This window comes from Shewanella sp. SR43-4, assembly GCF_014163845.1.
GTDB lineage: Bacteria > Pseudomonadota > Gammaproteobacteria > Enterobacterales > Shewanellaceae > Shewanella > Shewanella vesiculosa.
The window spans coordinates 93934-108314 of the sequence record NZ_JACJEB010000004.1; the positions used below are offsets into that span (position 1 = coordinate 93934).

Here is a 14381-nt window from a genome sequence, read left to right on the forward strand (position 1 = left end):
GATATACCTAAAGATACCCTTTATCCGCGGCGTTGTTTGAGATATAGACCACCTATTGCGATATTAACGCCATCAAAATCCAATAACGGATTAACCACTAGGGGAAAGTTTTTACCAATGCGTATTTGCACTCGTTCAGTTAACACCGGATTGGCAAAGTCACTGCCAGCAATCACTAATTGTTTTATGCCAATATTTTGATCTAAATGCTCTATCCAATGACTTAAATAATCTGCAAACGAATCATGAAATGCAAAGGCTAATTTGGCTAAGTTAGTTTCACCCGCTAGCTTGAAACTCATTAATGTGCCTAACGTTTTACACCAATTGAGACCTCGATGCGCGGCTCCCTTGGTGAGCGGAAAGTCAATTCGCGGAGCGTTGTTACCCTGATGCGCCATTGCCAGGGCGATAAATTTATCGGCAAGTTCAGTGACCGTGACTCGCTGAGCGGTCTCAACCGAATAACCGCCAATAATAAGCGTGGCAACTGCCATTAATTGTGACAATGCGCCATCATCTGCTTGAATGTGCAGATCCAACAGTTGGTTATACTCAGCAGGAAATAACTGCTTAAACTTATCCAACAGACTTTTTTGTGGCGACTCAGATAAGCGATGACAAATCTCATAACCAGATAAAGGCAGTTTGGGGATTTCAAAAAACAACTCAGGCTGACTTTGGCTGTCTAGGGTGACGATTTGGCTGGCATTATGTTGGCTGAAATATAGTACCGCAGCATGTTTTACAAATTGCGCTTTACGAATTTTTTTGGTCAGGTCACAACGTAATAGTGCGGCATTTAATGCACATAAACTGGTCGTTATTGAGGTGCTGACATCACTTGAATCGTCAGTTATGACATTCTCTAACACTGTCGCTGGTGGCTCAGCAGGGCTGACTTGCCAGTCTATGCTGGTGTTTGTGGTGTGAGCACGAAACGCAAAATGACCATCTTGATAGTTATTTTCATCATGTAAACAGGTGATAGTAGAGGGCAACGGCATAGTGCCATTACTCAGGCTGGTAATGGGCAACCACTGATGATTAATCATCGCTAAACGCAATGGCGCTTTCAGTACGCCATCGTGGCTGGTTTGTTGATCGCTATTCTTGCTCACGTATAACCAATGAATGCCTTTTTGGCGCAGCACTTCGGTGAGGATCACCAACAAACGGTTTTCAGCGAATTGGATCTCATACAAGGGCGCCAATAAGCTGGGATGATCGCTACTTGCTCGAACGCAAATTAACGGTTTTTCGATACTCGATAAAGCCAATACTTGGCTGTCATTGACGATAAAATGGCTATTCAGTGAATTGGGGTTACAAATTAATATGTGTGGTCTTTGGTATTGATTCGCTTGGCGTGTTTCAGTCTGCGTTGGTGTTTTGGCTTGCTCATCTGTTAATGAGGTGGGTGGCGTTAACCACAAGGTTAACCCGAGAATAGGTAAGGGCAGTGATTTATGGCTAATTAAGCGGTTGGCCATTAACACAATGTCGGCCTGAGTTAACGATTTTTCATCACGACTGAGTTTCTCATGCCCCATGCAGTGTTCACAGTGCAGGTTTATATTACCAAAAGAGGGCTGCTGATTATCGCCAAACAGTGGTTGGCAATGTTGGCAAAAATACAAAGGTAACCCTGAAGATTTGGCTGAGATCGCCAAAGGTTTTCGCTGGCCACTGTGCTGCTCAATACGTTCAATATGAGTGTTGAGTAACCAAACCGACAGTAAAAAATCACTGGCAATATCGTCTGCTAACGCTTCAAGTTGAGCTTGTGTGGCAAAGGCTTCAATAAAATAACGTGTGGTACTTGTTTGCGGGTCAGATTCTGCACCAATACTAATATTAAGTTCAGTCCGGTCCAGATATTGATTACACAAGTGCTCATATAATGGCACATGCCTCTGGCATACAAAGTCAAATCGAATGTTATGCATCGACATAGCAACCTCGCTTATAAGCGTCAGGAATCACCTGATCAATGGTTATATTATCCACAATTTCCAGGCTAAATCCTAAGCTGGCCAAATGGGTTAATAGTGTGTGTTCCATCACAGGAATGGCGGCATGTAAATCTGGCGTCAATCCTAATGTCATTGGTTCAATTACCGTTGGGGTAACGCCGAGAACAAATGTGAGCGGTCTGTCACCGACAATGTCCATCATGTTGAGTGTTTGCAGCATTTCTACTTCGTGGGCACTGCCTTGCCAATCAATTTCAGCAGGGGCGTGGTCAAAATCAAAAAAATACACTTCGCCAGGCTTCACACCAACACTGTTAACCGTATCAACCACTATTAAATGGTCATAACGACTGATCATTGGAATTAGCCCTTGGGCGAGGGTGCCACCATCGACAATATCCATACTGTCAGTTAGATGGCTAATTTGATATTTGTCTTTGATATAATTGACAAAATGCACGCCGACTCCTTCGTCGGCGTACAATACATTGCCTATACCTAACAGCAATATTTTTTTCACTATTATTGATTCATCCTATTTACGCACTTTGTGATAGTCGTAACCAGATACAATGGAATCGACTGAATTATGTTTAAAGCGAATACCAGACCACACCGCCATATACACATGGATCACCACAAAAATAATGAAGGCCCATGTTAGGTAATGATGATAAGTTCGCAGCGGTGCTAATCCGCCACAAAGACCAGTTATCCATGCTGATACATCACCTAGCATTCCGCCAACACCTAAGTGATACACATTGGCGTAAAGCACTAAGCCAGTGATGCACATAATCAAGGCCACAAACGAAATGGCCACATAAGTCATAAACTGTAATGGTCCGTAAACCCCAGCTTTGTCTAAACTGCCCATCCAAAAATAGGATTTTATTTGCGTTATCCAGCTTTTTACACTCAACACATCTTTAAACGAACGTCGTTCGATGCTATTGCGACTAAAGAAAAACAAGTAAAAACGCACTAAGGTGATGCTGGTTAACAAAAATCCAAAAATGATATGCGCAAAGCGGATCCAACCTTGCACCAAGACATCTGTGCTAGCCGGTGCCACTAAAAATGGCCAGGCGATATAAAATCCGCTGATCACTAATACTAAAATAGACAAGGCACGTAACCAGTGAAATATTCGAATCGCTGGAGTAAATATCAACTGCCGGTCGTGGGTTGCAATATGTTGCATACTTTTTCCCTCCTAGTCCATTACCTCTGATTAAAACCCATTTGGATCAATTTTAAATTGACCTAGAGTCTGTTTCTTGTAATCCATCACGTGAACTGAACACGCCATACAAGGATCAAAGGAATGAATGATGCGAATGACTTCTAAAGGCTTAGTTGGGTCTTCAAGTTTCAAACCAATCAAGGATGCTTCATAAGGGCCCATTTTTCCATTAGCATCTACAGGGCCAGCATTCCAGGTAGTGGGGACCACTGCTTGGTAGTTTTCAACTTTAGCATTTTTAATGCGGATCCAATGACTTAACATACCGCGAGGTGCTTCAATCATCGCAAAGCCCTCATAAACGCGGTCTGGATCAATTTCAGGCTTCACATAAGTTGATTCATCTGACTGCATATTGACCAGCAAGGCATCAAAGGTTTGTAAACTCGCTTGACCGACTAATACCGTTTGCAGCATACGTGCAGCTGTTCTACCTAAGGTGGTAAATAGCGCCTCAAGAGGTAAGCCGGTACGGGCTAACAAGCCGTTTACCGCATCGACAACAACCTGATTTCCGCGGGCATAGTTAACCAGTAAACAGGCTAATGGACCCACTTCTAACGGCTCATCTTGATAGCGTGGTGATTTAACCCAAGAGTATTTACCGTCGCCATTAATGGTTGGCAATTTGCCGTAGACAGTATCGCGCTCAATAAAGCCAGTGTAATCAGGAATTGTGGTGCCTACATATGGATGTTGCGGCCCATCAGCTTGATACCAAGCATGGGTGACGTCTTCCTTAATTAAGCTAGGGTCGATATCTGACACATTGGCTAAATCACCGTTTAAAATCACCCCTTGTTGGAATAAATACTCGCCATCGGAGGTAATAAAGTCTTCACCGCATAAGAAGCTGCTAACATTTACCCCGCCAAGTACACTGGGTTCAGAGCCAAATGCTTCTGCTGCCATCACAATATCGGCTTGATAAGCTCGCTCAATAAAATCTTGTACGATAGCGTGTTTTTGTTTCCATTCTTGTAAACGGGCAGGGCTTAACATGTCACGCACTGAGGTTACGCCGCCCACAACAATCGACTGTGGATGTGGCGATTTACCACCAAATATCGCTAACATTTCAGCGGCAACACGTTGCACTTCAAGGGCTTTTAAATAATGCGATAACGCAATGAGGTTTTGTTCAGGGCTAAAGCGATAAGTACTATTCCCCCAATAAGCATTGGCAAATGGCCCGAGTTTTCCGGTTTCAACCAAGCCTTTTACGCGGGCTTGTACGGCTTTTAATTCACCTTCACCGGCAGCAATGGGCGTATCAGAGTATTTCATCGCCACTTTAGCGGCTAAGGCTGGGTCGGCGCTCAATGCCGATACCACATCCACCCAATCTAACCCGTGTAGATGATAAAAATGCACAATATGATCATGCATATATAATGAGGACTGCATTAAGCTACGCAGGTATTTAGCATTGAGAGGGATGGTAACACCAAGGGCATTTTCAACCGCCTCAGTACCGCAACGATAGTGCGAATAAGTACATACGCCACAAATACGTTGCACAATTAAGCCCACATCCATTGGAGTTCGGCCTTTTAAAATCACCTCAATGCCGCGCCATAAGGTCGACGAAGACCAAGCTTTAGTAATGACATTATTGTCATCCACTTCAACTTCGACACGTAAATGGCCTTCGATGCGGGTGATAGGGTCGATAACGACACGTTTACTCATGATTATTCCTCCAAAGGCTTAGCAAATACGCTTGCTACTGCATGGGCGCCAATACCGACAACGGTTGCGCCTAAAATGACTGCACCTATGGTGTCAGCTGTAGCATCAACGCCGTGTAACAGTTGGCGTCCGAGTGGTTTTTCAAAATCGGCCATGTCATCCCAGAAATTAGGCTCAGAGCACCCCATACAGCCGTGACCGGCTAACACAGGCCAACTCGTGTGATGGTTAAAACGCTCCGTTGGGCAGTTGTTGTAGGTGTAAGGACCTTTACAACCGACTTTATAAAGGCAGTAACCTGCTTTTGCGCCTTCATCACCAAATTCTTCAACAAACTCGCCGGCATCAAAGCGACCACGACGTTCACAATTATCATGTACCCGTGCGCCATAGGCCCATTTAGGACGATTAAACATATCCAGGGCTGGCAACTTACCGAACATAATGAAATACATTATTGTGCCAACAATGTTCTTTTCACTCGGAGGGCAACCGCCTAAGTTAATCACCGGCTTATCGACCACTTCATAAACCCCTTTTGCCCCTGTCGGATTTGGCGCTGCGGCTTGTACACCACCAAAGGCGGCACAGGTGCCAACAGAGACAATTGCCGCAGCATTTTCAGCCGCTTCTTTGACAATGTGCAGACCCGTATGGCCTTTACAGCCGACAGTTAAAAAGGTGCCATTGTTAGCCGTCGGCACAGCGCCTTCAACCGCAAGTAAATAGCGACCTTTGTAGGTTTCAAGGGCATTTTCTAAGTTTTCTTCAGCTTGCCAACCAGAGGCCGCCATCAGCGTCTCATGATATTCAAGTGAGATATGATCGAAAATTAACGTGTCAAGGTTGGGGGAGTCAGTGCGAATTAATGACTCGGAGCAACCAGTACATTCGGCTAGGTGTAACCAAATGAGAGGGACTCGGTCGGCTAATTCAGCTGCTTCAGCGACCAAGTTACTAAAGGGTAGGGGCAAGGCAAACATTGCAGAGACCGATGCGGTCCACTTAATGAAGTCTCGACGAGATATCCCAAGGTTAGCCATTTTTTCTTGTAATGAGACAGGCTGACGTTGGGCAAATTGGCGTAAATAATCAAGGCGATCTTGACCCTGTTTATAAAGGGCTGCATGTGTGTCCATGTTGATACCTTCTGCTTAAGTTAGCTCAGTTGCTAATAATGAGTTGCAATCTATCGGTATCAATTTTAGAACTCGGCTAAAAATCCTCTTTGATGTAAATCAACTTGTAAGAAATTTCCTTATCAAAAATAAGCTTGTAGCTTCTAATTTATGAGGTTGATCAAGTTAACAAAACTCAATTTGGACAAATTGTCTCAGATCATATTTTAGCTCAGGACGTGATCGCGCAGTGAACGGCCCTGATTCAGTTGAGATAGTATGGCGTGACTGATTCATTTTGCTTATAAAGCAAAATGAATCAGTGAAAATGAAAAAAATTTTGCGGCCATTATCAGCTAGATGGGGATAACGGGTGAGGCTTGATGCTTATTTTGAATAGCAATAAGCTGATATAAAATAACTGACTACTGCCAGAGTAAACTGCCAGAGTATGATGTATTTAAGATTACCCATCAGTTTGGGTAAGCTCTGCTCATCGGCTTATGTTCGCCGCGCTAGACTTGAGTTAGTCCTGTGCTTTGAGCAAAATCAAGCAAGGCTATTGGCATAAGCTAACAGTATTATCGACGTCATCGAATGCGAGATCTAAATCAACCAGACTCTCACAGGCGGCATCAAGATGCCCTTGTAGATATTGATGCTTTATCCCATCAGCAATAAAATGAATCTTACTATGATGTTGTTCAAATAGTTGAATATATTGCGATTCAAATAACTGCCCTTGCTTTTCTCGACGGATCCAGTTGCCGCATTGACATGTCTGATCATCAAGAATGGGCCAAGGAATTCCTTCATCTGCAGAGGATAAAATCTTTTTGGCAAATTTCTCTCTCCACTGTGCAGTGATCAGTTTAAATATATCTAGGCTAGTTTGTTTGTTACTGTGATTTTGATTACCACCAATACGCCAACTTTTATTTGGAATATAGTTGCTTAGCCATGGTAAAAAATCTTTTGCAGGCATAGGTTTGGCTATTCCATAGCCTTGAGCTTGCTCACAGCCCATGAGTAACAGCAGTAGACCATGATTGGTTGTTTCAACGCCTTCGGCAATAACATTGCGGTCAAATGATTTCGTTAATGCAATGACTCCCTCAATGATGGAGTAGTCACTTGGGTCATCGAGTATGTCTCGCACAAAACTCTGATCTATCTTAATCGTATTCACCGGTAAACTTCTTAAATGAGTTAACGATGAATACCCGGTACCAAAATCATCCAGTGCAAAACTCACCCCCAGCCGGTTTTGGCATTCCTCAATAATATGATTAATGGTATTGATGTCGCCAAAAGCAGAACTTTCTAATATCTCTAGTTGCAAATATTGAGCATTATTATTGGGATACTGGCTTAAACTATCTTCAAGATGAGCAACAAACGTTGGCGTACGCAGATGATTTGACGAAATATTAACGCTAATTTCAAGTTTAATACCTTGTTTTTGCCAATCATCAAGTTGTTGTAAAGCCTGATTGATAACCCACTCGCCGATGTCGATTTCTAATACCGTACCATCGATAAATGGTAAGAAATCTCCCGGTGAAGTGAGCCCTTTCTGTGGGTGGTTCCAACGTATTAAAGCTTCTACGCCAAATACATGTCCACTGACCATATTCACTTTCGGCTGATAATAGAGCTGAAATTCATGGTTAGCAAATGCCTGTTGAATTTCTTCGAGGTGATGATTTTTTTGGATAATAAGCTGGTCAGAATCGGCACTGTATAATCGAGAACGATTTTTACCGGTTAATTTCGATTGGTACATAGCGTGATCAGCGTGACGCAATAAAGTATCTATATCACCATTATCAGCAGGATATAAGGTCAGCCCACTAGAGACGGTAATACGATGTTGTATATCATCAATGATATAAGGTTCTGCTAACGCTTTATGGATTCGGTCTATGGTTACTTCATATTGTGAAGCAGACTTAATATCATTGAGTAATATGGCAAATTCATCGCCGCCTTGCCGTGATACGGTATCTTCTTCTCTAATACAGGCACTAATGCGGTTTGCGACTTCAATTAATAAGCGATCTCCAACATCATGACCATAGTTATCATTTACGGGTTTAAAATCATCTAAATCTAGGAAACACACCGCAAGTTGATGTCCTGTGCGCATACTATGAGCAATGGATTGTTGAAAACGATCTACAAATAACGCGCGATTAGGCAGTTTCGTCAGAACATCATAGTGAGCCATTAAATTCAGTTGGTCTTGTTGTAGCTTACTGTTGGTGATATCAGAAAACATCCCAACATAATGAGTCACTTCATTTTGGCTATTGGTTAATGATGAAATAGTGAGTAATTCTGCATAGAGTTGCCCTTGCTTTGTCCTGTTCCATACTTCTCCTTGCCAGTATCCATTTTCTGAAACTGTGTGCCACATCAGTGCATAAAATTGCGGACTTTGTTTACCCGAACTCAATATGTTTGGTGTATTACCAATAATATCTCCTCGGCTATAACCGGTTATTTGGGTGAATGCTGGGTTAATATCAAGTATCTGTTGTTTGGCGTCGGTAATCATGATGCCTTCATGGGTATCACTAAACACTCTAGAGAATAATTGCAGTCTTTCTTGCGCTTTTTCTCGCTCTGCAAGTAACCTTGATTGTTTGATGGCACTGAAACTTGACGCGGAAATGATATCGGTGAGTTTGGTATAAAATCGCATTCCATGGGCGACCTCATCACGGGTAAAGCGCGGCACTTTATCGAGAGCGGCAAGGTACGCCTGTTCATCAAAACCATATTGGTGTGCTTGTTGGCGAAATATCTCAACGTCAGGGATTTTATCCTGATAAAAGAACTGACCAATGAACACATTGCCGAGATGCTTGCCACCAATAACAATAGGGGCAACCATTTCGTACATATTGTTTTTGCAGTTGTATTCCTTAAATGTATTGTGCTCCACATTGTGTGTGAGCACTGCATCGCTCTCTATACAATTTTTTCGTGTTTGAGGATGGCAGCGATGAAATTGGGTACAGATATCTTGCCAACCTACGCTGACGAGAATATTTCCTTCGATATCAAGTACGGCACCTAACATGCCGGTTAAATCATAAAAATCATCCATCAGAGATTGCAGCGCCTCTGCATCAATGATATCCGATAGCGATAAGGCACCAATATCTGCATCAGGTTCTAATATTGCTTTGAGCTTGTTTTGGATGGTTGCTTCACTTTTGCGTAAGGTATCTTCAGCTTTTTTGCGCTCAGTAATATCTTGGATAAAACCGGCTATCTTTTGCACTTCACCTGCGCTATTTGTGATCAATTGTCCTCGACATTCTATCCAGCGCTCTTCACCATCCTTGGGTCTAATGATCCGATATTCAACATGGTGTTCTCGGCCAGTCAAGAAGCATTCTTTAACTGATGCCATGAAAGTGTCAATGTCACTTTTATTCATCACGTTACAAAGGGTTTGCGGATCTGCTTTGGCGTTTTCAACCAGTCCAAATAACGCACACATTTGATCAGACCAAACGGCGGTTTTCTGGTCAGGCAGTAATTCCCAATAGCCAATTTTGGCATAAACTTGCGCTTCTTTTAGCCTGGTCTCACTTTGCTTAAGTTGTTCCAATGATTTCTTATAGTTAGTGACATCTCTGGCTACACCTAAAATACCCACTAAGTGACCATGATTGTCTTTCATCGGTGTTTTTATGGTTTCGACCTGTTCAACGTGACCGTCACTGGCAAATGTCAGCGATTCTTCATTGACGGTGGATTCACCGGCGTGTAGAGCTTTGGCATCATTGTGGCGAAAAAAAGTAGCAAGCTCATGGCTGACAAAATCAAAGTCAGTCTTACCGATGATTTCATGTTCCTTGGCGCCATACATTTCTTCAAATTTGGTGTTACAGGCTAAATAACTTCCTTGGGTATCTTTCAACCAAATCATATCAGGCACAGTGTTTAATAAAGCTTTTATCATTGCCTGACTCGATTCAAGCTCAGAAAATAATGTCCGCTCTTCGGTAATATCCCTGAACACAAGTACCACACCACTGATATCACCAGCAGGATTGCGCATTGGCGCAGCAGAGTCGGCAATGTGATATTCAGATCCATCTTTAGCGATAAGCTTAGTGTGATTATCCAGGCCGACGATTGAGCCAGTATCGAGGACTCTTTTTACCGGGTTATTGACCGATTCAAGTGTGTAAGCATCAACAATATTAAACACTTTTGTGAGCGGTTGTCCTAATGCCTGAAGAGATGTCCAGCCAGTAAGTTGAATTGCCACAGGGTTTATATAGGTCACCGTGCCATGGGTATCGGTAACTATTACTGCATCACCGATAGAGCTTAAGGTAATTCGCAGTCTTTCTTCTTGTTTAAATAACGTCAGCAGGTGTTTGTTTATTCTTGTGTTGTAACGCAACAACAAACTCACAATAACAATCCCTACCATCAAGATAAGAGCCGCAAGCAATAGTTGCATGAGTTTAAAGGTGTGTAGATCGTCATTGATAACTTGTTGCAGGGCGGTTTCCACATGATCAACCGCAAGGTTAAACGCGATAAAGGCTTGGTCAAATTGTTGGTCAATATCAGAACCAATAGCGGATGTGGATTGTGCATCCCAACGTTGTTGGGCCATGTGGCGAAATTTTTGCAGGTCGACTATGGTTTGGTCAATTTGCTGGCGTAAATCAGGATTATCAAGAGGCATGATGACGGTGTCGCCATTCTTACCGCCATCAAGCATGACATGCGCATACCATAGTGATTTATCAAAATGCGCCCATACAGTGTCAATATCGATGCTGCTATCACCACTAATCGCCTCTTCAAACCACAAGTGTCCTGTTGTCGCCTCAAGCTTAATTTTGATAGCGGCATCGATCAGCGGGGAGTAACGAAACGCGATATCACGACCGGAGTTGAAGGAGTAATAAACGATTGCCATGATGAGCAAAGTTAGGGGAACAGAGAAAAGTAGTATTCTACGAGAGCCAGCTTCCATAAGATGCATCCATGTCTGACATAATAAAAGCATATAATTAGCTAATTTAACAACAATGTAACTTTATGTAAAATATCATTGATTGAGCTTAATACTAATTTAACTCCTTGTCGCTAAACAAGCACCCTATATATGCGCCAACTGACAAAAATGCCTAGAGTAGAAAGATATTAAATTAATGCCCAAGCTTGTGATCATTAGCGATTTCATTAATGCGTTGATAACTATTTTGTAAATATGGCGTTTGCGACTCAACACAGTAGAGATATTTTTTCACGGATGATTTTCTGAAGGCTGAATACTTTCAAGTGACATCAACAATTAAAGCTGTCTAATCCTATTCTCAATGCAGAGTTATCTGCTCACTAACCTGAAATAGGGATGATATATGAGAATATGATGATAAAGATCATCACCTTAGACGTTAACCACAAACAAACTCATGATTGGTGTTACTCATAAGGCGAATGGACGCATTAATAGCGGGTCTATGACAGTTAATTCAACGCTATTAGCAACAAAAAGCACTGTTTGAGAGGTGTTTGTTATCCAATGTATAGGTTAATTACCTTGTTTTATGTTGGTATTCCCCATAAAGTACTGGGCTGAATAATATTGGTTCAGCATGATGAATACAAAATTGATATAGGTTGTAGGTTTGGTAGATAAAATAGCATTAGCAGTCGATTTTCTTCTCGAGCACAAATTATTGTTAACAGTGTTGATAATAATCCTCATCTCAGTGATTAAACGCTTTATCATTTCAAGTATACGTGGCGATGTGGCATTTCTTTCTGATGTGCAACGCAAATGGATGTCGCGTACTAAAAATGGCACATTTATCTTAATATTGGTGGTGTTATTTGTACTTTGGCAGACCGAAGTCAGCAAATTTGCATTGTCAGTAACAGCCATCGCAATTGCTTTAGTCATCGCCTCAAAAGAGATTATTCTGTGTTTTACCGGCTCGATACAACGCGCGAGTTCACGTTCATTTGTGATTGGTGATTGGATTGAAGTGGGTAAGATATACGGTGAAGTAATAGAACATAACTTAATGGCCACAGTGATCCAAGAGATTGATCTGGACCAAGGCCAATACCATTACACAGGTAAAACCGCCACACTGCCAAATAGTATGTTTTTTACCTATGCGGTTAAAAACCTTAATTTTATGAAACGTTACGTTTATCATAATATTACTATTACTCTGGTGCAGTTTGTTAACCTGTATCCGCTGTTTCCTGGACTCACTCGTCAAATAGAACAGCACTGTGAAGATTTTATTGAAGTGGCCAAGCGCTACAATAGCGTGATAGAAAAACACGCCGGTGTCGATTTACCGGGCAGTGAACCACACATTCATATTACCAGCGGCATAAATGGTGAGCAGAATGTACATATCATGATTTTTTGCCCCACTGAACGCGCGATACATTTAGAGCAGCTCATAAGAGAAGACTTTATGATTGCTTTTCAAGAACACTTTGGCTAATTCAGTTAACACTCTGTGGCGGTAATGATTCACACCGCAGAGCATGACGAGTCTCAGTGTCATACTGAGGCGAGTCATGCTACTTCATTAAGCTTTAATGCGGCTAACTCTTATGTAAGCAGTGTTCTTCACGACCACATTAATATTACGCGTCAATCCGGGGTATTCGCCTGCTGTTACAGACCATTATCGGTTAGATGTTGCTATGCGTTTACACTAACACTTGGCGGGTATTGGCAATATAGTGATGGATCTGGGCTTCTACTTTTGAGTCAATCATCTTTTCAGGACCACGACCTTCAGGGCAAGGCATACGCGGTGTCGTGCCAAATACTCGGCATATCAAAGGGCGTTCCTCATACACTTCACAGCCATTAGGGCCTAAATATACGCAGTTCCACTCATTTAGCGCGGCTTCATGTTCTGCGGCCGTTTTGACTGGCAGGCGCGACATTTCTTCAGACGAGGTCGTTACTGGGCCACAGCAATCGTGACAACCCGGCACACATTTAAATGAAGGAATACGTTCGCGGAGAAGATCGACTATCTCTATGTTACTGTTCATTAATGACTCATTGGTTTGCGATTACCCATCATTATAGTCTCATCGCCAATGAACTAAAAGCGGCAAGGTGTTTAAGTGGCTAGACTGGTAAATGTATTTGTTGTTGGTATTCGAATCTTTGCCGATAACAGGTGAGGCAAAGCGCAGCCCGATGAACATAAACCGAGCGCGCCCGCCTTTAATCAAAACTACTTTTTAGAAAATTTGATATAAATAAACAGTGACAGCAGAATCACTCCGCCACCGATAAGCTTTTGTACCTCAACCACTTCATTAAGAAAGCTAATAGACAAGATTAATGTCCAAATGGGCTCTAAAATCATGATCAATGAGGCCGTTTCTAGTTTAACGTTAAACTGGCCAAGGGTTTGTAACAAGTAGCGCACGCTGGTGGCAATCACAGTGGACACAGCAAACCAAAAGAACAGCTGGCCATTGAGTTCAAAATGCTCAGGTGACACCAGCGCCATAATCACACTACCAGCAACCCCCACCATGAATAATTGAACGCAGATGGATGTTAATGGCTTTATATTGGTCAGAACTCGCTTGTTAAGTACAAAATGTAATGACAGTAAGGCAGACGATAATAAGAAAAACCATTGACTGTTATCCACCTCCCAGCCCGTTGTGATGGTCAATAACATAATACCAATGCAGGCTATAGGCAGCGTTATCCAAAACATGCGGTTGGGTCTAACTTTGAATAATAGCCAAGAAATAAATGGCGCAATAATCATTGCTAAACTCATGATAAATGCGCCCTCAGACAGGGTATCTGAAATGGTAATCGCATGTACCCATACTTCAATCGATGCCGCTAATACAAGGCCAACGCCACACAGAGCGGCAATCTGTTTGCCTCGCAGGGCTAAAATCTGCTGATAGCAAAATGGCAATAAAATCAGACTGGCGATTAAAAAGCGAGCTGCAATAAACACCTCACCAGGCATGTGTAAAATAACAAGTTTAGAGGCTATCCAGCCTACACCAGCAAGCATAGTGGCCAGTAATAAGAATAGCTTGCCGCGTAAAGCGTCTGTTTTCATCGATGATATTTCCAGCATAGGGAGGGAAAGGGGCCAAGAGTTTGGCACCGCTCAATGATACAGGATTACGCAAAGACATAGGTAAATGAATTGGTTGAAATGGGCATAAAACGCTTATAAACGTCAGTCAAAACCTTAAGTTAGCCCGCTTAGATGTGTAGTCTTTTTTGTGGCTATCTCGAGTCGGTAATGGTTAAGCAAAATCGGCCTAAGGATGATGATTTAA

Annotated in this window: 9 protein-coding genes; 1 reads left to right on the forward strand and 8 read right to left on the reverse strand. The window is 42.4% G+C overall.

Features of this window, described 5'->3' with window-relative positions; translation table 11 throughout:
• Positions 1–20: 20 nt before the first annotated feature.
• From H5123_RS05675 to H5123_RS05700, 6 genes are all read right to left on the reverse strand, one after another.
• Positions 21–1949 (reverse strand): NiFe hydrogenase, encoded by a 1929-nt coding sequence (locus H5123_RS05675; RefSeq protein WP_182697293.1) that lies wholly within the window; start codon positions 1947–1949, stop codon positions 21–23.
• Positions 1942–2496 carry a HyaD/HybD family hydrogenase maturation endopeptidase gene (locus H5123_RS05680; protein WP_124014781.1) on the reverse strand — a complete coding sequence of 185 codons (555 nt, stop codon included), beginning with the start codon at positions 2494–2496 and terminating at the stop codon, positions 1942–1944. Before H5123_RS05680 ends, H5123_RS05675 begins: the two co-directional genes overlap by 8 nt.
• A gap of 15 nt (positions 2497–2511) precedes the next feature.
• Positions 2512–3180, reverse strand: coding sequence for a Ni/Fe-hydrogenase, b-type cytochrome subunit (gene cybH / locus H5123_RS05685; protein WP_182697294.1), 669 nt, complete (start codon positions 3178–3180; stop codon positions 2512–2514).
• A gap of 30 nt (positions 3181–3210) precedes the next feature.
• A complete protein-coding gene (hyaB, locus tag H5123_RS05690; RefSeq protein WP_182697295.1) occupies positions 3211–4914 on the reverse strand; it encodes a nickel-dependent hydrogenase large subunit in 1704 nt (567 codons plus the stop codon).
• 2 nt (positions 4915–4916) lie between these two features.
• Positions 4917–6053, reverse strand: a complete 1137-nt coding sequence (gene hyaA / locus H5123_RS05695) for a nickel-dependent hydrogenase small subunit (protein ID WP_124014784.1) — start codon at positions 6051–6053, stop codon at positions 4917–4919.
• A gap of 538 nt (positions 6054–6591) precedes the next feature.
• The gene (locus tag H5123_RS05700) at positions 6592–11046 is read right to left on the reverse strand and encodes a PAS domain S-box protein (RefSeq protein ID WP_182697296.1); all 4455 of its coding nucleotides are present in this window, start codon (positions 11044–11046) and stop codon (positions 6592–6594) included.
• Between the two features lie 658 nt (positions 11047–11704).
• Between H5123_RS05700 and H5123_RS05705 the strand changes: the two genes are divergently transcribed.
• Positions 11705–12541, forward strand: coding sequence for a mechanosensitive ion channel family protein (locus tag H5123_RS05705; protein ID WP_124014786.1), 837 nt, complete (start codon positions 11705–11707; stop codon positions 12539–12541).
• Between the two features lie 211 nt (positions 12542–12752).
• Here H5123_RS05705 and H5123_RS05710 read toward each other — a convergent pair whose 3' ends face one another.
• Positions 12753–13106, reverse strand: a complete 354-nt coding sequence (locus H5123_RS05710; RefSeq protein ID WP_124014788.1) for a YkgJ family cysteine cluster protein — start codon at positions 13104–13106, stop codon at positions 12753–12755.
• A gap of 188 nt (positions 13107–13294) precedes the next feature.
• Positions 13295–14155 carry a DMT family transporter gene (locus tag H5123_RS05715; RefSeq protein ID WP_124014789.1) on the reverse strand — a complete coding sequence of 287 codons (861 nt, stop codon included), beginning with the start codon at positions 14153–14155 and terminating at the stop codon, positions 13295–13297.
• Positions 14156–14381 lie beyond the last annotated feature (226 nt).

Coding starts and splice junctions, on each gene's coding strand:
- H5123_RS05710 (WP_124014788.1), bottom strand. CDS start 13,106: ATGAACAGTAACATAGAGATAGTCGATCTTCTCCGCGAACGTATTCCT.
- cybH (WP_182697294.1), bottom strand. CDS start 3,180: ATGCAACATATTGCAACCCACGACCGGCAGTTGATATTTACTCCAGCG.
- hyaA (WP_124014784.1), bottom strand. CDS start 6,053: ATGGACACACATGCAGCCCTTTATAAACAGGGTCAAGATCGCCTTGAT.
- H5123_RS05715 (WP_124014789.1), bottom strand. CDS start 14,155: ATGAAAACAGACGCTTTACGCGGCAAGCTATTCTTATTACTGGCCACT.
- H5123_RS05675 (WP_182697293.1), bottom strand. CDS start 1,949: ATGCATAACATTCGATTTGACTTTGTATGCCAGAGGCATGTGCCATTA.
- hyaB (WP_182697295.1), bottom strand. CDS start 4,914: ATGAGTAAACGTGTCGTTATCGACCCTATCACCCGCATCGAAGGCCAT.
- H5123_RS05700 (WP_182697296.1), bottom strand. CDS start 11,046: ATGGAAGCTGGCTCTCGTAGAATACTACTTTTCTCTGTTCCCCTAACT.